This window comes from Hymenobacter sp. DG25B (assembly GCF_000801315.1).
In the GTDB taxonomy this organism is placed as follows: Bacteria; Bacteroidota; Bacteroidia; order Cytophagales; family Hymenobacteraceae; genus Hymenobacter.
Genome location: NZ_CP010054.1, coordinates 2,492,699 through 2,511,599, shown reverse-complemented (window position 1 = coordinate 2,511,599; position 18,901 = coordinate 2,492,699). Strand labels below are relative to the sequence as shown.

The window sequence follows — 18,901 nt, the reverse complement described above, 5'->3', positions numbered from 1 at the left end:
TTTCCCGCGCTGCCGAAGCTTCCTCTTAAATCCCGCTGCCCTAAGCTTACAAGCCAGGCAGGGAGGCAGCTTTACCGATGAAGAAAGTCTTCGAAAGTGGTCTGCTGGTAGGCTTGGCCCAGGCGCAGCTGCGCATTGGTAACGCTGTCCGTCTTGCTGATGACCTGCCGGGCGGCGTTGTCATATGTAAAGGTGTTTGCTGGTGTTACGAGCCCAAACCCATCCGTAAAGCAGTAAAAAGCAAAAGGCTTAGTGCCTGGTTGAAGCAGATTGCGGCTGAACGTGTAGCTGGTGGCCGGTAAATGCAACTGCGCTAGGAGGGTGGCGGCAACATCGGTCTGCGAGCCTAGCTCGGGTACAATCCGGCCCCGTGCAGCGGGGAGCAAGGCGCCACCCGTAAACAGCAGCGGAATCCGGAACTTGGCCGGGTCGTGGTTGGGGGAGTTGCCGGGCAGGGCGTGGCCGTGGTCGGCTACCAGTACTATCAGGGTATTGTTCCACCAGGGCTGTTGCCGGGCCTGGCGCAGGAACTGGCCCAGGGCATGGTCGGTGTAGTAAACGGAGTTGCGGAACTGGTCGGCTTCACTGGAACCCTTGAACCGGGTGGGCATGGGCACGTCAAACGGTTCGTGGCTGCTCAGGGTGAAGGCCGTCACGAAAAAAGGCTGCTGCTGGGTGCGCAGGTCGGCCAGCACGCGGCGGAACAGGATGTGGTCGTGGGCGCCCCACTTGGAGTTTTGCTCTTTGGCGCGGAAGTCGGTGCGCTCCGTAATCCGGTCGTAGCCTCCGGCCACCAGGTAGCTTTTCATGTTGGCGAAGGCCAGCTCGCCGCCATAATAATAGTGCGAAGAATAGCCTGCCGCCTGCAGACTACGGTTAAGCTGCGGCAGCTGCTCCGTTTTGCGGGGGTATTTAATAATGCTGGTGTTGGGCTGATTGGGGTACCCGCTCAGCAGGGAAACCAGCCCTTTCTGGCTCCGGTCGCCGGCGGCATAAATATTGGTGAACAACACGCTGGAGCTTTGTAGGCTGTCCAGCGTGGGCGTTACACCCCGCTCCCCGCCCAGGCTGCCCACCAGTTTGGAAGTGAAGCTTTCCAGAATAATAAACAGCACGTTTGGGCGCGGCACCCGCAGCAGCGTTGTGGCTGAATCCGGGGTGGCGGGCTGATATAGCTGCTGCACCAGGCGCCGGGCCGTGGTATCCGGCATGTACTGATACGGATTGTCCGTGGCACCCTGCTGCGCCAGCGCATTTACCACATTCCAGGCTACGTTTAGGGCGGCATGGTTGGCAAAAGGCTGGGGCGAGAAGTAAACGTCGCTCTGGTTTACGGGTATCTGCTGCACGCCCCCACGCAGCGGCACTATCAGCAACAACAGGTACAGCAAGCTGACCAGGACCGCGCGGCCGCGCCCAAACCCATTGGGTAAGGCAGGCAAACTTCCTACTACCTTATTATATAGGAGCCAGGCCAGCAGCAACAGGCCAACAAACAAAGCCAGCAGCAGCGCCCACGGCGCAGCCCCGGCCGAGGCCAGCATTTCGGAGGGCGTGTTCAGGTATTGCAGGGGCGTGGCATCGAGCCGAAACCCCCAGGCGCGGTACAGCTCCAGATCAGAAACCACCATAAAGCTGACCACCACGCCCGCCACGGCCGTGGGGAAGCGCACCAGCTTTTCCATGGGGAAGCGCGGCCCGGCCAGGCTGCCCAGCAGGAATACCACAAATGGCAGTAGGCACAAATAGGCCGCCGCCGAGGCATCCAGCCGCAAACCGTACCAGAGCAGGCGGGGAACAGTGCCGACCGCCAAACCTCTGAGGTGGTCTGCCTGGTAGCCCAGAAAAAGCAGCCGGGCCAGAATAAAGTACGCCAGCCAGAAGCAAAAGAGGCGCGGCTGAAACGTAAAACGGTTTCTCACGCCGCAAAAGTAAGATGAACCATTGGGGAGTAGGGCAGGTTACTAGCCTTTCATCTAAAAATAGCGCGGCGGTATAGTAGTAGGGGTGGAGTATAAGAAAGAAGGGGGTGCTGCCTGAATTTTGGCTTAATATTCAGATAACACTGGTATTCTGAATGGGTGTTATTGAAATTTAATACATAATTTCAGAAAAACACCCTTGTTTTGGAACTGCCTGTTTGGAGAATAGCCTTTTGCCGCTCTACCTTTGTGCCTACTCAACAGTAGCACCACGTTAAACTCTATATGGCAATTCTTCGCTTCAAAGCCCTTGAACTCGTTGACCAGCGTAAAACCGTTGAGGTCATTTCCACGGGTGAGCGTCGTTCCGACTCGTTTGGCAAAAACGTGTTCAACCTGGACGCCATGCGCTCTACCATGCCCGGCGAATACTTCAAGAAGCTTCAGGCTGCTATCAAGCAAGGCTCGCCGGTAGAGCGCAGCGTGGCCGATGCCGTGGCTTCCGCCATGAAAACCTGGGCCATGGCCAAGGGTGCTACGCACTACACGCACTGGTTCCAGCCCCTCACCGGTGCCACCGCCGAAAAGCACGACTCCTTCTTTGATCTGAACTCGGATGGTCGTCCGATTGAAAACTTCAAAGGCTCGGCGCTGGTGCAGCAGGAGCCCGATGCTTCCTCGTTCCCGAACGGCGGCATCCGCAATACCTTCGAGGCCCGCGGCTATACCGCCTGGGACCCCACTTCGCCGGCTTTCATTATTGAAACGGCCGGTGCCAAAACCCTGTGCATTCCTACCATTTTCGTTGCCTACACCGGCGAAGCCCTCGACTACAAAGCACCCCTGCTGAAGTCCTTGGCGGCTTTGGAAAAGGCGGCGGTTGATGTATGCCAGTACTTTGATAAGGATGTAAACCGCGTGTCTACCACGCTCGGCATCGAGCAGGAGTACTTTGTGGTGGATAAAGCGCTGTTTGATGCGCGACCTGACCTGGTAATGACCGGCCGCACGTTGTTCGGCCACGCACCGGCCAAAGGCCAGCAGCTGGAAGACCATTACTTTGGCTCTATCCCCAGCCGCGTGCATGCGTTCATGCTCGATTTCGAGGAAGAAGCCAACAAGCTGGGCATTCCGCTCCGCACCCGTCACAACGAGGTAGCGCCCAATCAGTACGAGTGCGCGCCTACCTTCGAGGATGCCAACCTGGCCGTAGACCACAACCAGCTCCTGATGGATATCATGGACCGGGTGGCTGAGAAGCACAACTTCAAAGTGCTGCTGCACGAGAAGCCTTACGCCGGCGTAAACGGCTCGGGCAAGCATAACAACTGGGCCATGAGCACCGATACCGGTGTTAACCTGCTGGCTCCGGGCAAGCGCCCCAAAGAGAACCTGCAGTTCCTGGCTTTCTTCATCAGCACTATTAAAGCAGTGCACACGCACGGCGACCTGCTGCGCGCCAGCATCGCCTCGGCCAGCAACGACCACCGCCTGGGCGCTAACGAAGCGCCGCCGGCCATCATGTCGGTATTCGTGGGCTCTATGCTGGATTCCGTAATGGATGAGCTGGAGCGCACCGCCAAGCTGCCGCTGGATAAAGGCGACAACATTTACCTGAAGCTGGGCATCGATAAGATTCCTGCTATTCTGCTCGACAACACCGACCGTAACCGCACCTCGCCTTTCGCTTTCACCGGCAACAAGTTCGAGTTCCGGGCCGTGGGTTCCTCGGCCAACAGCTCTTCGTCTATGACGGTGCTGAATACCATTGTGGCCGATCAGCTCATCGAGTTCAAGAAGTCGGTGGATGCCATGATTGAGCAGGGCAAAAAGAAGGAAGTAGCCATTGTGGACGTGCTGCGCGACTACGTCATCACTTCCAAGAACATTCGTTTTGAGGGCAATGGCTACTCCAACGAGTGGAAAGAAGAAGCCGAGCGTCGGGGTTTGTCCAACATTCCAACCACACCGCAGGCGCTGGACGCCCTGATTACGGAAGCATCAACCCAGGTTTTCCAGCGGCATAACATCTACTCGCACGTAGAGCTGCACGCGCGCCACGAAATCCTGCTGGAAGACTACATCAAGAAGATTCAGATTGAAAGCCGCGTAATGGGCGACCTGGCCGTGAACCACATTATTCCCACGGCCGTGTCTTACCAAACCAAGCTGGTAAACAATGTGCGCGGCCTGCGCGAGCTGGGCCTCGACGATGAGTACACGCAGGTAACGGTTGATACCATCAAAGCTATTTCGCGCCACGTAGCCACCATCAAAACGCAGGTAGATGAGATGGTGAATGCCCGCAAAGTGGCCAACAAAATGGAAGACACGCGCGAGCGGGCTATTGCCTACTGCGACAACGTGAAAGCGCATTTCGACGTCATCCGTCGCTCCGTTGATAAACTGGAGCTGATGGTGGCCGATGAGGACTGGCCCCTGGTGAAGTACCGCGAACTGTTGTTCCGGCACTAAGCCCACCAGGGTCAGAATCGAACCGAAGTTGGGTGGGAATTTTCTTCGGTCTCGATTTCGAAAAAGCCGTTCCGGGTGGGGCGGCTTTTTTTCGTTTATGTCACTCCCATTCATTAAAAAGCCGCTTCTGCATCCGTAGAAGTGGCTTTTCTGTTTAGAGTTAAATTTTCATAAAAGAGCCAGTCCAGTTATATATAAATTTTCATATACGATTAATATATTGGCAGCGTGGTGCGGTATCCTGCCGTTGCTGCTGATCTAGCTGATGCGATTCTGACAACCTTGTAGGCCGCTGCGGCATTACAGACCCATACTTTCATACTACTTTTCTACCTCCCACCTAACCCATCTATGCCTGCTTTCCGGTACCTGACTCTATTGGCCTCATTAGCCATACTTCCTTTTCAGAAAGGGGTAGCGCAAACAACTGAACAAATTGCGCAAGCTCCCGGGAAAAAAGCAACCGGGGCGCGTCTCCTGGTGGGAGGCGCTTTATCGTTTGGAGGGGACCGGGTGGCTGAAGTGTATTTCACGAACGGTAATACCCAATCCGTTAAAGCGGGACAAGGCATTTCCGTTGCCGTGGGCGGGGAATTTCAGCTTCCGAAGGTCGACAAACTGCTTTTACGGGCTACAGTGGGTTATAAATATGTAACCACAGCGGCTGAAAACGCGCATATCCGTTTAACCCGGGTACCCATTGATGTAACGGCGAACTGGATGGTCTCCAACCGCATCCGAATAGGCGCCGGGTTGGCTATGCACCGAAGCATTCAATTCAAGGCCGATGGAATTGGGGAGGACATGAAGTTCAAAGGCGCCAATGGCCCCATCGTTGAAGTGGCGTACCGGGGAGTGGGTTTGCAATACACTTCCATGAAGTATACCGATCAACAGAACCACTCCTATGCGGCAAATTCTATTGGGCTGGCTTTTACTGCGGTGATACCTCGTCGTTAGAGAGGTTCATATAATCCCCTTGGTCGCCTTATAAAATGGAAAAGCCCACCTCATTTAGAGGTGGGCTTTTCCATTTTAATAGTAAGCTAAATAGCCGAATTAATTCTGCGGTGTAGCGGGTACTTTATCTACCACACCATCGGTTTCTTTATTCGTAACTACGGCCGTATCACCGGGTTCACGGGCCATATCCTCTTGCACTTCATTGGCAGCATTTTCAGTAGCTGCACCGGCCTGGTCGGCGGCATTTTCAGTCGCGGCTTCGGTGTTTTCCTGCTGCTTTTCGGTGCAGGAAACAGTAGTAAGGGCGGCAAAAGTAGCGGCTAACAGGATGGATTTAAATGGCAGTTTCATAAGTGTCAGGGTTGGTTGTTAAGGTCCCGTGTACGACATCTTTAGCCCGAAGGCTACAATGCCCGGTAAATTTTCTGCTTTATCCGGCGGAGTAGCAGCAGCGACAAACTTTTCTGTACCAGTAAAAAAGCCGGCGGAGAGATAAAGAGCAATGTTTTAGTTATTTCCCTACTCGCAGTAAAAATGGCGGAGCGGTATCTATTATTACCGGTTGGGCTAGGTCAACTGCCGGGGCAGCTCCGCGTCATCGTCCAGTACTTCAGCGCCGGTGCCCGCATCCGGCAGAATCACTTTCAGGGTGGCGCGCTTCAACTCATCCAGGCGGTGGAGCGCATCAGTAACCGTGTCATTCGCCTTAATCTTCTCAAAAACTCCTGCTTTGTTGGCCAGCTGCAGCAGCTTTTCCAGTACAAACGGCAGTACCCAGCCCACCACGTTGGAGGCCAGCACCCCACGCAGCCCAATGCGCACCAGCAGGCGGGCGGCCATGCGCTCCAGCAGCAAGGTGCGGGCGGCGGGCATAGCTTTATTCGCCAGAAAATCGGCTACCAGCTTCACGTTGCCCTTCTTTACTTCCGACCGAAGTACTTCCTGAATGGATTCCAGTGCTGCCAGGGCAGTTTTGCGGAATAGCCGTCCGGTTTGCCAGGCGGCCAGCCCCGAAACCCGGGCCACATTATGTAGAAAGGGAATAACTCTTTTGGGGTATTTCATAAGGGAGAAAAGAAGTGCCGGTTATCGGCACCGGAAAGAAAGGTAGCAGGAGAATAGCCAACGGCCACACCAGGGAATCTTTATACGCGGAATGGAGTTGAAAAGGGCCTATTACCACTCGCACATGCATATTAGGAGAAAAATACGGAGGAGCTTCCCACGTATTTTTTACGGATATCCATAGTTTTGTGCGATTAAGACGCCTCTATGCCCGATTTGCTGCTTGACATAAACCTCCAACAATTGCCCGATGAATATCTGGCAGGTACATGGCGAGTTTCCGACCGGGTACTAAATCAAACCAATCCGAACAGCGCGCTGGCCCTGGCAACCAATTTTGTGTTGCAGCCGGGCTTATTTCAGTTGCAGGCGCCCGGCCGCACCTCGCAGGGCGCCTGGACTGTGCAGCGCGATGAGCTGCTGAACCGCCCTTATCTGCAGTTGCAGCTTTCGGAAGAAGATACCCGGGCCCTCATTACCCGTATGCGCCGCTCCCCCAATGGGGATTTCAGTTCCCTAAACCTTTATTTTCAATCAGGAATGGAAATGGAGCTCACGCGCCCCTAAGGCGGGTTTGGGTCACATTTTCGATAGATTCTACTTTTGTTTTTGCCATGGCAAATAGTCTAGTTCCTTCCGGTGAAGATTTTCCATTAACTCAGGATGACACCCAATTTCGGTTTCTGGCTGAGCTGATTCCGCAATTGATCTGGATAACCGATTCCGTTGGTTTTCATACCTACTTTAATCAGCGTTGGATTGATTACACCGGGTACGATGTGGAGAAAAGCCGGGGTACGGAAATGTGGAACAACCTGCTGCACCCTGCTGACCGTGAGCGGGCCCGTGAGCGGTGGAATCATTCCCTGCAAACCGGCGAGTTCTATGAAATAGAGTACCGCTTTATTTCCAAGGAAGGCACTTACCGCTGGTTTCTGGGGCAGGCCTTGCCACAGCGCAATGAGGAAGGCAAGATTATTCGTTGGTTTGGCACCTGCACGGATATCACCGAACAGAAACGCCTGCAGGAACAGCTGGAGCGCTCTTATTCCGACCTGGAAGCCAAAGTAACCTTCCGAACGCTGGAGCTGGAGCATCAGTTAAAATCTCTGCGCCAACAGCTCAGCAAGGAGGCATAGGCATCCGAGAAATTAGAATATTGGAATAAAAAGAACGGCCCCCATAGGCCGTTTTTTTATGGCCGCCATCGTAAGCTGCACTTCAACAGGGAAGTGAATTCATACTTTTGAAGATGCAGACAATTGTGATACAGCAGCCCGGCGGGCCCGAAGTACTTCAGGTGCAGGAGCAAGCCATTCCGCAGCCAGCAGCGCATGAAGTGCTCATTAAAGTGCAGGCGGCCGGCGTAAACCGGCCCGATGTATTGCTCCGCCAGGGCAAGTACGGCGGCAGCGGCGACGTAAGCGGAGTAGTGCCCGGCCTGGAAATAGCGGGCACCGTAGAGCGCTGCGGCCCCAGCGTAACCCGCTGGCAACCAGGCAACGCCGTGTGCGCTTTGCTGGCCGCCGGCGGGTACGCCGAATACGCGGTGGTAGATGCCCGCCATTGCCTGCCCGTGCCCGCGGGCTGGAGCATGACGGAAGCGGCTTCCTTACCAGAAACGGTGTTTACCGTGTGGCACAACGTATTTCAGCGGGGCGCGCTGCAACCCGGCGAAACCCTGTTGGTGCACGGGGGCAGCAGCGGAATTGGCATTACGGCCATTCAGCTGGCACATGCTTTGGGCAGTAAGGTGGCCACCACGGTAGGTAGCGCCGCCAAGACGCAGGCCTGCCAGGCGTTGGGCGCCACGTGGGCCATCAACTACAAAGAGGCCGACTTTGAAGAAGTATTGCGCCCGGAAGGCGTGGATGTGGTGCTGGACATGATAGGCGGCGACTATACCCCCAAAAACCTCCGCTTGCTGAAGGATGATGGCCGCTTGGTGTTTATAAACGCCATGCACGGCGGCCAGCTCGAAACCAATGCGCTGGATATTATGCGCCGCCGCCTCACCATAACCGGCAGCACGCTGCGTCCGCGCTCCGCCGAGTTCAAGGCCGCCTTGGCTGCCGCCGTAGAAAAGCACGTGTGGCCCTTACTGGCCGCCGGAAAATTCCGGCCGGTTATTTACCGTACCTTTCCGCTGGCAGAAGCCGCCGCCGCGCATCGCCTGCTGGAAAGCAGCGAGCATATTGGAAAAATAGTGCTGGAGGTAGCAGCAGGGCAGAACTAAAAGTAACCCTGTCATCCTGACGCAGGAAGGACCTTATCAAGCTGGAACGAATCGTATTTACGAAGGTCCTTTGGCGGTGATAAGGTCCTTCCTGCGTCAGGATGACACGGCTATATTGTTGATACAACTACTCTTTACTTAAGATATAAAGCAGGGCGCTATTATGCCTTCTTACACTTAATGGTGCAGCTAATAGCTTTGGTAGAGCTGATAGGAGCGGGTTTGGGATAAAACAAGCTTGTATACCATTGATTCCTATGCTGCAAAAGGTGCTATAGCACGAGGGTAGGCCCTAATTCACAAAGCGACAGTCCAAGAATTCTGTTTAAGCATCGAGGGAAAGCCTCGTACCTTTGTAGCTAAGCAACTTTACCAACCCCTAAGCAGTTTTTGCTACGCATATTCTGCCTGCCGTATGACATCAGCTTCCGCTTCCAAGATTTACTGCCCCAGCCGCACCGAGTATAAGCGCCGCCTCAGCCGCGAAGTGAAAATTGGCGACGTGCCTATGGGAGGCCTGAACCCCATTCGGGTGCAGAGCATGACCACCGTGGATACCATGGACACGCTGGGCTCGGTGGAGCAGACGCTGCGCATGGTAGAAGCCGGCTGCGAGTATGTGCGCATCACGGCGCCCAGCGTGAAAGAGGCCCAGAACCTGCTGGAAATCAAGAAGGAACTGCGCAAGCGCGGCTGCCACGTGCCCCTCATTGCCGATATCCACTTCACGCCCAACGCCGCTGAGCTGGCCGCCCGCATTGTGGAGAAAGTGCGCGTAAACCCCGGCAACTACGCTGATAAGAAGAAGTTCGACATCATTGAGTACACCGATGCCAGCTACCAGGACGAGGTAAACCGCATTCGGGAGCGGTTCCGGCCGCTGGTGCAAATCTGCAAGCAGTACGGCACCGCCATGCGCATTGGTACCAACCACGGCTCCCTGTCCGACCGGATTCTGAGCCGGTATGGCGACACGCCACTGGGCATGGTAGAGTCGGCGCTGGAGTTTTTGCGCCTTTGCGAGGAAGAGAATTACTACGATGTAGTGCTCAGCATGAAGGCCAGCAACACCCAGGTAATGGTGCAGGCCTACCGCCTGCTGGTGCAGAAACTGGACGAAGAAGGTCTGCAGCCCTACCCGCTGCACCTGGGCGTAACAGAAGCCGGTGAGGCCGAGGACGGCCGCATCAAATCAGCCGTGGGTATTGGCACCCTGCTGGAAGATGGCCTCGGCGACACCGTGCGCGTTTCCCTGACGGAAGCCCCCGAAGCCGAAGCACCCGTGGCCAAAGCCCTGATTGACCGCTACACCCACCGCGCCGCCGAAGCCAAGCCTATGGCGGAGGTAACGGAAGTGCCCATCGACCCCTTCCAGTATCACCGCCGCGTAACGCGCGAGGTGCTGAACATAGGCGGCCAGAATGTGCCCCGCGTGATGGTGGATATTTCACGCCTCACCTCGGTGGAGTATGCGGATTTGCGGGCCGTAGGCCACTTGTACTCGGCCTTTCTCGACAAGTTCCAGATGAATGACCTCGGCGCCGACTACCTCTACAGCGGCCAGCGCCCTGTGCCGTTCATGCTGCCCAACGGCCTGAAGGAAGTAGTAGACTACAGCGCCTGGCTGGATGCCGGCCACCGCCCCGACCACTTCCCCGTGCTCACCCAGGCCGAGTACGCCGTGGCCGCCACCAGGCACCCCGAGCTGAACTTCGTGTTTCATAACCTGGCTTCCCTCACCACCGCCGCTCTAGATCAGCTACGCGAGGACAGCACCGCCGTGGTGATTCTGTATACCGATAACGCCCACGCCATGCCTGAAATCCGCCGCGCGTTTTTCGAGCTGATCAACAACGGCGTCTCCAACCCGGTCATCATCAACCGCCAGTATCCGGCCCTCACGCCCGAGCAAACCCAGCTCTACGCCGCCACCGACGTAGGCGGCCTGCTGCTCGACGGCCTCGGCGACGGCGTGGTACTAAGCACCGAGCTGCTGCCCGAGCGCCCGAAAGAGGAGTGGCTCCAGAACATCGACCAGCTCAACCAGCTCAGCTTCGGCATTCTGCAGGCGGCGCGCACCCGCATGAGCAAGACGGAGTACATCAGCTGCCCCAGTTGCGGCCGCACCCTGTTCGATCTGCAGGAAACCACCGCCATGATCCGAAAGCGCACCGACCACCTGAAAGGCGTTAAAATCGGCATTATGGGCTGCATCGTGAACGGACCCGGCGAAATGGCTGATGCTGACTATGGCTACGTGGGCGTGGGCAAAGGCAAAATTGCCCTCTACCGCGGCCAGGAAGTCATCAAGAAATCCGTGCCGGAAGCCCAGGCAGTGGATCAGCTTATTGAGCTGATGCGTGAGGATGGCCGCTGGATTGAGCCGGTGTTGCTGGAGGAGCCGGTGGGGTTGTAGGCTCAAGAAGAAATAGAACCGTATGGATCGACCTGCCTTTTACCAGCGCTGCAAGCTCATTATTGTAGCTTTTTTAACATTATTGATAAGTTCTTATCAAACAACAAAGAAACCGGATGTGCCCTTGGTAGTTTCTCTTGAGAAGGCCAAACAGTTGCTAGAGGAGTATCGGGGAAAGCCGGAGGATTTTATTCTGGCAGTTTCATTAACCAAACAGTTGACCCTGCAAGGCAAGGATGTAGACTTTGGATTGGGAATGGCCATAATCACCGAATATGTTTTGCAAAAGAGCTGGATGCCCGATGGCTCTACTGATAAAAATGGGGTGCGCTATTTTAGGTTTAAGGAACTTTAGCACACTTGCAAGTAAGCCCTGAATCAGTGCTTGTCCTTATTTCTACTGCATGTGTTATTGCTTGTATATCGAAGCCGCCGCCCAGTTGCCTAACACTGGCAAATGGAGTTAGAGAATAAATCCCGTTTAAAATATCCGCGCCACTCACCCGTCTACCTCCCTATGAAGATCAAAGCAATTCTGACCGGGGCAACCGGCATGGTGGGCGAGGGGGTACTGCACGAGTGCCTGAACCACCCGGAGGTGGAGCAGGTGCTGTCCATCAGCCGCAAGCCCAGCGGCATTACCCACCCCAAGCTGCGCGAAATCCTGCACGAGGATTTCCTGGATTTGTCGCCTATTCAGGACCAGCTGACGGGCTATAACGCCTGCTTTTTCTGCCTGGGCGTGTCATCCGTAGGCATGAAGGAGCCGGAGTACCGTCGCCTGACTTACAACCTGACCCTGCATTTCGCGCAAACGCTGCTGCCCCTCAACCCCGGTCTCACGTTCTGTTACGTATCGGGCGCCGGTACCGACAGCACCGAAAAAGGCCGGCAGATGTGGGCCCGCGTGAAAGGGAAGACAGAAAACGAATTGCTGCATATGGGCTTCGCACACGCCTACATGTTCCGCCCCGGCTTTATGCAGGCCACCCCGGGCTTGCAGCATACCTTGCCGTATTACAAATACTTCGGGTGGCTATATCCGGCGTTACGGAAGTTCCTGCCGCAATATGTCTCTACCTTAAAGGAGCTGGGGCTGGCCATGATTAACGTAGTACAAAAAGGCTACTTCAAACCGGTGCTGGAAGTGCCCAATATTGTGGCGCTTGCCAAGGGGTAACAAGGAGGAAAAACTTAAAAAGTCATGCTAAGCTTGCCGAACCGAAGGTCGCCGTAGGCAAGCATCTCTACCGCTTCGCCTGTCATCCTGAGCTTGCGAGGGACCTTATCACGCTAGAACCAGTCGTTGTAACGCTGGTCGTTCAGCCGTGACAAGGTCCTTCGCACGCTCAGGATGACAGATAGTTTGGCAACATCAGCACGCGAGATGCTTCGGCTCTGCCTCTGCATGACACCCTTTTTGCTTTGAGGAGGGCAGGTAGCCGGGGCCAGAGGCTATTCGCTACATTTGCCCACCCACTTCCCATTCCCACATGATTCGAACCGTCATCTTTGATATGGATGGTGTGCTGGTTGACACCGAGCCACTGCACCACGACGCCTTCTTTCGCCACTTTGCTGAGCTGGGCATTTCCATGACGCGGGAAGAATACGCCACCTTCCTCGGCTCCTCCACCCGCAACGTGTATCAGCTGCTGAAAGCGCAGTTTGGCCTGCAGGAGGATGTAGAAGCGCTGATCAGCCGCAAGCGGGAGCTGTTTGGGGTTTCCTTTGAAGAATCGAAAGCGCTGGATTTGCTGCCCGGCGCCCGCGCCTTAATTGAGGAGTTGTTCCGGGCGGGTCTGCCCCTGCAGCTGGCTTCCTCGGCTTCCAAAGAAACCATTGGTCGGGTTTTTACCCGCTTCGGGCTCTATCCCTATTTCGACAACCTGGTGAGCGGGGAGGACTTTCCGAAGTCGAAGCCCGACCCGGCCATTTTCCTGCACGCCGCCAGGCTAAGCGGTATGCCGCCCCGGGAATGCCTGGTTATTGAAGACTCGGCCAACGGCGTAACGGCGGCTAAAGCCGCGGGAATGTTCTGCATTGGCTACCGCAGCGAGCATTCCGAAGGCCAGGACCTGCACCACGCCGACCACGTCGTTTCGCACCTGAGTCAGCTGGATGCCGCCACTATTCAGACGTTCGGCGTACCGGCGTACTAGGCTGTTCGTATTTGCATTATAATGCTTTTAATAAAGCAGTTATCAATTAAATATTACAATAATACTGTCATCCTGAGCTTTGCGAAGGGCCTTATCACGCTAGAACATTTGTTATAACAACAACTCTTTCTTACCCGATAAGGTCTTTCGCAAAGCTCAGGATGACAGGTGCTTTAATGGAGTATTAGTGTGTGCATTAAGAGGAGGACCATACATGCAGGTTTGAAGCAGTCTGTGTTTCTCCTGTAGCTGCGTAGGTAGCAATGGACAAACTCAGTAAGCTTGCCCGATGAATAAACGCCCTCTAAACCTGCCGGAGCTGGGGCTGCTCTTGTTTTTACTGCGCGGCAAGCCCGGCGCGGAGCGTTTGTTAGCGGAACTGCATACCGTCCAGGTAACGGAGTTGAACACCGGCGAAACGGCCAGTCTTCGATTTAGCAGTGGGCTGCCGGGCCGACAGCTGGGCGAGCTGATTGCCCGCACCCGGTTTCTGGACGAGGACGGAATAGCTGTACTGGTTTCGCTATACCTGGACCAGGCCGGGGACCTGTATGAGCTGGACTGCTGGAAAGTAGACGACACCGCTGTGCGGCGGATTCCGGCATTCTAGCCCGTCTGGTTACTTGCACTTCTCCTTGCGGCGCGTGTCAATCACGTGCGCAATCTTCCAGCCCTCGGCCAGCTTTACCAGCTGAAAGGAGTTGTAGCCGCAGTGGCTGAACGTGGTGCCCAGATAAAACTCATAGGGCGTCCAGACGCTGGCCAGGTTGGCATCAATCAGAATTTTATCGAAGCTGATGCGCTCATCCCACACTTCCTTGTGGGGTGTGCCTACGGCTTTCACGAAGTCATTTGGATTTTCGGGCCGCAGCTCCGTGGTGCCTTTGCGGTTTACAATGGTGTGAAATACGGCACCGGGCGCCAGCGTGGAGCGTACCAGGGTGCTGTCGCCCTGGCGCATCCCATTAAAGAACGTGGCTATGGTTTTCTTCACGGCCGCTTGTTCCGAAGCAGCTTTTTGGGCTTTAGCCGAGGGAAGAAACGCTAAAAAGGAGCAGAGCAGCAGCAGACTTTTCATACAGGCAGGGAGTAAACGGGAATAGGCGAAGATAAGGGAAACCAGCCCTCGTTGCCCACCCGTAGCTTCCTGCGGCCTAATTTATCTGCGTTGCTTCCTCCTGCACGGGCAGCTGCTGGGGAAGCAAATAGGGTTTGGTGGGCCAGGCTGCCTGCAGGTCGCGGGGAGTCAGCTCTGACTCTTCTGATGCGGTCCGGGGCTCCGGCGTATGCAGGGCCACAATAGGAGGGCTACGCTGGAAATAGCGCGAAAGCAGTGCGTTTACCGAAGCCCGAACCACGGCCAGAACCGGCTCTTTGCTGTTCAGCACCAGCACGGGGTTGCCTTCCAATGTGTATATGGGCAGGTTGTTGGTGGTTTCGTCCTGCCGGTACTCCACCACCCGGGCGTAGTACTGGCGGTGGGGGTTCAGGTTCCGGATCAGCACATCATTATCCTCCTCATTGCTGACCACAAAGGTTTCCGAACCCAGTCGCTGGCCCAGCCCGAAGGAGGTATGCGCCGTGTAGCTGACGCCATCCTGAGGGAAGGCATTTACCGGTGTATCGGCTTTCACCAGCACCAGGCGCCGGGTGCCGTTGCCATTGGTCCAGCGCAGGCGGGCGGCCTCGGTTTTAGAGGTGGTGGCGGTGAGCTCAGAAGCGTTGATTTCCGGCGGAAACAAATCATGCCGGGGCCAGCTTTCGGCGCCCTGCACGCAGGTGCGGCCCAGCTTATCCAGCGCCTTCCAGAAGGCCGCCGGGTTGGCGTTGGAGTTCAGCAGAATAGCCCAGGTGTAGCCATCGGGCGTGCGCGCCAGGTAGCTGGCAGTGCCATCAATAAGGCCGGTATGCCGCCAGGTATCCTGGTTTAGCATCCAGCCTTTGCCGTAGGCCGGGTTGGCGGCCGATGGCGAGGTCATGGTTTCAATGGTAGAGGCTGAGAGCAGATCAGCCCGGGAGTTGAACCCATCGGCGGCCAGCAGCAGCCGCACCAGGTCGCGGGCCGAGAAAATCCAGCCGCCATGGGCATTCATGGCTTCCAGATTGAAGCCACCGTAGCTGAGGGGTACTTTTTGCCCGGTGCCGTAGCAGGAGGCCCGGCGGCCGCGGCCCTGATACTCGGTTTCCCGCTCCTGGCGGGCATCGGGCAGGTTATGGCCCAGGTGTGCCTCCAGCACGCCGGCCGGGCGTAGCACGTGCTCCGTCACCCAGGCCTCATACCGCTGGTGCGTTACCTGCTCTATTATCTTGCCCAGCACCAAATACCCTATGTTTGAATAGGCATAATGCTTACCGGGGGCCGTGTTCAGCCCACGCTTCAGCAGGTAGCGGATGAGGGTGGAGTCGCCGACGGGGTTGGGCGCGTGCATGGCCTTGCTCACGGCCAGGGGAAAGTCGATAGGGTCGCAGCCGGAGTGGCCGTCGCAGGGTACGGCCCGGTCCCAGCCGGCGCTGTGCTCCAGCAGCTGTTGCACCGTTATATCATAGATGCGCTTATCGGCAATAACGCTGAGGTAGTAAGGACTTTGCAGGTAACCAGCGGGGCCAAATGCCTTGTGGCTGAGGCTGATGCGGCCATCTTCCACCAGCTTCATAATGGCAATGGCCGTAACGGGTTTGGAGAGGCTGGCCACCCGCAGCAGGTGGTAGGGCTGCATAGGAAGCTGGCGGGCCTGGTCGGCGTAGCCGAAAGCCCGGTCGTAGACCAGCTGGCCATCTTTGCTGATGGCCACGGAAGCGCCCAGCACGTCCCAGCGCTTCATAAACTGCAGGATAGCCGTGTCGCAATGCGCGAGCTGGGGAACGGGGATACCGGTTTGAGCAGATGCACGCAAGCCCAGCAGGACTAGCAGAAGCGTAAAAATTTGTTTCAAATGTTTGCCGACTACACGTTCCAACTTCGCGGCTTAACCCCGCTTAGGGAAGCCTGATAGTCAGGCAATTTATTTGAATATTCCGCGAAATAAAATTTAATAACGGGATAATTTTTATGAATAATTATGGATGAATTTGGTTGCTTCCAGCGCCGGTTAGTCAGGAGGGAAAAAGGGGTATACAGCTCATAAAATTCTATTTGATAGAAGACTGTGTTGGCTCGTTTCCAGCAAATAAGCCTTCTTCAATTACCTTCTGGGGGGCATATCATAGTTTAGGGCTCTGCATTCAGCTATATAAATATGCTGATAAACAGGAGGTGGCTTCCATGCCTCGAATTAATCTGTTCATTTGCGGAATGCCGGCGCAGCAGCGAGACTCAAAACGCAGAAAATGGTGAGGTTGATAACTGTAAAACTTATTAGAGAACCCCGTTCCTGTCATGCTGAGCGCAGTCGAAGCATCTCTACCGCTTCGTTGCAGTGGTATACCACACTAGCGAGATGCTTCGACTGCGCTCAGCATGACAATGGTTTGATGACATCAGCACGCGAGATGCTTCGACCAACCCAGCAGGCCATTCACCTCAGTTTCGATAAACTTCTTTAAGCATCTTTAGCTAAGAGTATATACCGGGGAAGCTGATAGCTGCTGACATATATTTCTCCCAGCGCCCGCAACTATGGCCCCGGGCTACTTGTTTCATTGGAAAGCATGCAGGTGCTGGAAAACGAGGGCGGCGTTTGTCTTATGGTTAGGCTTAAGTGCCCTTCTACCAAAGCCTGGTTAGCTACGGGCGGGGCTTTTTATCCCGGCAAACCTTACAGAGCCTGAATAGCTTTTTGTTGTAGTTTTACTTATTCACTCCCTTCCTCGGCGGGGTATTTTGTCAAGTTTATGCGTTCCAAAGGCCTCTTCGATTTAGGACCCGTGTTTGGTTATTTCTTCCGCAAGAATGATCCTAACCGTAAAACCAACTTCAACCTGCGCTCCATGCACTTCATCAATAAGCTGAGCATGGCCATGTTCGTGGTTGGCTTGCTGGTGCTGCTCTACCGCTGGTTTGTCCGGTAAAATCAGTTGCCAGTTGAAAGTTGCCGGGTATCAGAGCTCATCGGATGAACTGGCAACTCCCCACTGGCATCTGTAAACTGAATTCCCATGAATATTGAAGACTTCCGCGACTATTGCCTGCTCAAGCCCGGCGTATCGGAGGAAACGCCCTTCGGCCCCGACACTCTGGTGTTTAAGGTGGGCGGCAAAATCTTTGCCCTCACGGATATCGACACGTTCGGCAGCGTGAACCTGAAGTGCGACCCGGAGTTTGCCATTGAGCTGCGGGAGAAATATGATTACGTGCAGCCCGGCTACCACATGAATAAGAAGCACTGGAACACGGTGCAGGTAGGAACCGGCGTAACCAATGAGCAGCTGCAGGAGTGGATTGATCATTCCTATAACCTGGTACTGGCCTCGCTGCCCCGCGCCGTACGGGAAGAAGTGGCCGGGCCGCAGGAGTAGACCGGCCAGCCGCCGAAGTCAGTGTGTTGTTAGGGCAGTAAGACACCTCTAATCAAACCTATAGCCCGTATGCGGGGCCGGCCACTCCGGCACGGGCTGGCCGGCCATTTCGCGCAGCGTGGTTTCAATCATGTAGCTCATGGAGTTGAGGGCCAGGTCGTTGGGTTGCGTGCCGAACGGCTCTTCAATTTCGCTGATAATGGCATCCAGTGCCATAAAAGTGTAGCCGATGAATACTACCACCAGCGGCGTGGCCCAGGTGATGCTTTCCACCAGCCCAAACGGCAGCAGAAAGCAGTAGAGATACACCGTGCGGTGCAGCAGCACGCTATAAGTGTAGGGCACGGGGGTGCTGGCCAGTCGCTCACAGCCGCCCACTATGTCGGAAATCTTATTGAAGTTTTGGTCGAAAGCGAGTTGGGTGTTGGTATCCAGCAGGCCGGCGGCGCGGGCCTGCTGCAACCAGCGGCCCATTTCGCGCAGCAGCATAATGGGCTTAAAATGTGCCTGCTGCACGGCGTCGGCCAGATGGGGCGGAAGCAGGCGCTGCAAGTCAGCCGAAGGGTCAGTGAGACGCAGCTGATGCCTGAGGGTATGGGTGCAGGCTATGAGCAGCTGCATGAAGTGCGCCACCTCCGCCGAATTGGGGGGGTAGCCGCTCATGGTAAGGGCCTGGCGGGCCAGGGAGCGGCTGTCGTTGAGCAGGGCACCCCACAGCTTGCGCCCCTCCCAGAAACGGTCGTAGCTGACGGTGTTATAAAACCCCAGAAAGATGGCCAGCGCCACCCCAAACAGCGTGAAGGGAGCCGCCGTGAGAGGTATTCTGTACTGAAAAATGGTGCCGTGGTAGTACGTCACCACCACCGACAATACAAACAACAGGAAGAGCCGGGGCAGAATCTGCGGCAGAACCGAGCCCTGCCACACAAACAGCATCTGAAACCAGTTGTACTTAGGTCGGATAATCATACGCCCGCTTACGGTTGAACCACGGATTTGGCTGCTGCTCGCCAGCCACAACTTTAGTAACACCAGAGGTGTTCCCACGCCCCTCTGTCATCCTGAGCTTGCGAAGGACCTTCTCACGTTGGAACGAGTCGTTGTTACGCAAGTCGTTCAGCCGTGAGAAGGTCCTTCGCAAGCTCAGGATGACAGAGGGGCGTGGTGAGAATAGAGGAGAAGATGAAATAAAAAAGGCCCGCTGGAG

18 protein-coding genes are annotated in these 18,901 nt (G+C 55.7%); 12 read left to right on the top strand and 6 right to left on the bottom strand.

Annotated elements, in window-relative coordinates:
- Window positions 1–71: 71 nt before the first annotated feature.
- Window positions 72–1,922, bottom strand: a complete 1,851-nt coding sequence (locus PK28_RS10715) for an LTA synthase family protein (protein ID WP_048825888.1) — start codon at window positions 1,920–1,922, stop codon at window positions 72–74.
- 285 nt (window positions 1,923–2,207) lie between these two features.
- Here PK28_RS10715 and PK28_RS10710 point away from each other — a divergent pair, with 285 nt between their 5' ends.
- Both PK28_RS10710 and PK28_RS10705 read left to right on the top strand, forming a co-directional pair.
- Window positions 2,208–4,397 (top strand): glutamine synthetase III family protein, encoded by a 2,190-nt coding sequence (locus PK28_RS10710; RefSeq protein WP_044513720.1) that lies wholly within the window; start codon window positions 2,208–2,210, stop codon window positions 4,395–4,397.
- 351 nt (window positions 4,398–4,748) lie between these two features.
- A complete protein-coding gene (locus tag PK28_RS10705) occupies window positions 4,749–5,357 on the top strand; it encodes a hypothetical protein (RefSeq protein ID WP_231576139.1) in 609 nt (202 codons plus the stop codon).
- Between the two features lie 99 nt (window positions 5,358–5,456).
- Here the strand turns inward: PK28_RS10705 and PK28_RS10700 are convergent, their stop codons facing one another.
- The gene (locus tag PK28_RS10700; protein ID WP_044513717.1) at window positions 5,457–5,711 is read right to left on the bottom strand and encodes a hypothetical protein; all 255 of its coding nucleotides are present in this window, start codon (window positions 5,709–5,711) and stop codon (window positions 5,457–5,459) included.
- Window positions 5,712–5,927: 216 nt separating this feature from the next.
- Window positions 5,928–6,425 (bottom strand): hypothetical protein, encoded by a 498-nt coding sequence (locus PK28_RS10695; RefSeq protein ID WP_044513714.1) that lies wholly within the window; start codon window positions 6,423–6,425, stop codon window positions 5,928–5,930.
- 207 nt (window positions 6,426–6,632) lie between these two features.
- Here PK28_RS10695 and PK28_RS10690 point away from each other — a divergent pair, with 207 nt between their 5' ends.
- The 8 genes from PK28_RS10690 (at window position 6,633) to PK28_RS10655 (ending at window position 13,849) form a co-directional block, all read left to right on the top strand.
- Window positions 6,633–6,992, top strand: a complete 360-nt coding sequence (locus PK28_RS10690) for a hypothetical protein (RefSeq protein ID WP_156126348.1) — start codon at window positions 6,633–6,635, stop codon at window positions 6,990–6,992.
- A gap of 47 nt (window positions 6,993–7,039) precedes the next feature.
- Window positions 7,040–7,564, top strand: a complete 525-nt coding sequence (locus PK28_RS10685; RefSeq protein ID WP_044513710.1) for a PAS domain-containing protein — start codon at window positions 7,040–7,042, stop codon at window positions 7,562–7,564.
- 113 nt (window positions 7,565–7,677) lie between these two features.
- Window positions 7,678–8,661: an NAD(P)H-quinone oxidoreductase gene (locus PK28_RS10680; protein WP_044513708.1), complete on the top strand. Its 984-nt coding sequence runs from the start codon at window positions 7,678–7,680 to the stop codon at window positions 8,659–8,661.
- A 415-nt stretch (window positions 8,662–9,076) separates the two neighbouring features.
- On the top strand, window positions 9,077–11,077 hold the full coding sequence (gene ispG, locus PK28_RS10675) for a (E)-4-hydroxy-3-methylbut-2-enyl-diphosphate synthase (RefSeq protein ID WP_044513706.1): 2,001 nt from the start codon (window positions 9,077–9,079) through the stop codon (window positions 11,075–11,077).
- Window positions 11,078–11,099: 22 nt separating this feature from the next.
- The gene (locus PK28_RS10670; RefSeq protein WP_044513704.1) at window positions 11,100–11,432 is read left to right on the top strand and encodes a hypothetical protein; all 333 of its coding nucleotides are present in this window, start codon (window positions 11,100–11,102) and stop codon (window positions 11,430–11,432) included.
- Between the two features lie 162 nt (window positions 11,433–11,594).
- Window positions 11,595–12,257, top strand: coding sequence for a Rossmann-fold NAD(P)-binding domain-containing protein (locus tag PK28_RS10665; protein ID WP_044513702.1), 663 nt, complete (start codon window positions 11,595–11,597; stop codon window positions 12,255–12,257).
- 313 nt (window positions 12,258–12,570) lie between these two features.
- Window positions 12,571–13,239 carry an HAD family hydrolase gene (locus PK28_RS10660; RefSeq protein ID WP_044513700.1) on the top strand — a complete coding sequence of 223 codons (669 nt, stop codon included), beginning with the start codon at window positions 12,571–12,573 and terminating at the stop codon, window positions 13,237–13,239.
- Window positions 13,240–13,528: 289 nt separating this feature from the next.
- A complete protein-coding gene (locus PK28_RS10655; RefSeq protein ID WP_044513699.1) occupies window positions 13,529–13,849 on the top strand; it encodes a DUF6984 family protein in 321 nt (106 codons plus the stop codon).
- Between the two features lie 9 nt (window positions 13,850–13,858).
- On the opposite strand, the gene PK28_RS10650 is transcribed toward PK28_RS10655, so the two are convergent.
- Window positions 13,859–14,317: a nuclear transport factor 2 family protein gene (locus PK28_RS10650; protein ID WP_048825885.1), complete on the bottom strand. Its 459-nt coding sequence runs from the start codon at window positions 14,315–14,317 to the stop codon at window positions 13,859–13,861.
- A gap of 76 nt (window positions 14,318–14,393) precedes the next feature.
- Window positions 14,394–16,133: a serine hydrolase domain-containing protein gene (locus PK28_RS10645; RefSeq protein ID WP_156126347.1), complete on the bottom strand. Its 1,740-nt coding sequence runs from the start codon at window positions 16,131–16,133 to the stop codon at window positions 14,394–14,396.
- Window positions 16,134–17,070: 937 nt separating this feature from the next.
- Here PK28_RS10645 and PK28_RS20740 point away from each other — a divergent pair.
- On the top strand, window positions 17,071–17,247 hold the full coding sequence (locus PK28_RS20740; protein ID WP_197070399.1) for a DUF6728 family protein: 177 nt from the start codon (window positions 17,071–17,073) through the stop codon (window positions 17,245–17,247).
- An 87-nt stretch (window positions 17,248–17,334) separates the two neighbouring features.
- Complete coding sequence (locus PK28_RS10640; RefSeq protein WP_044513697.1) at window positions 17,335–17,694, top strand: MmcQ/YjbR family DNA-binding protein; 360 nt, start codon at window positions 17,335–17,337, stop codon at window positions 17,692–17,694.
- Between the two features lie 48 nt (window positions 17,695–17,742).
- Here the strand turns inward: PK28_RS10640 and PK28_RS10635 are convergent, their stop codons facing one another.
- A complete protein-coding gene (locus PK28_RS10635) occupies window positions 17,743–18,663 on the bottom strand; it encodes a bestrophin family protein (protein WP_044513696.1) in 921 nt (306 codons plus the stop codon).
- Between the last annotated feature and the right edge of the window lie 238 nt (window positions 18,664–18,901).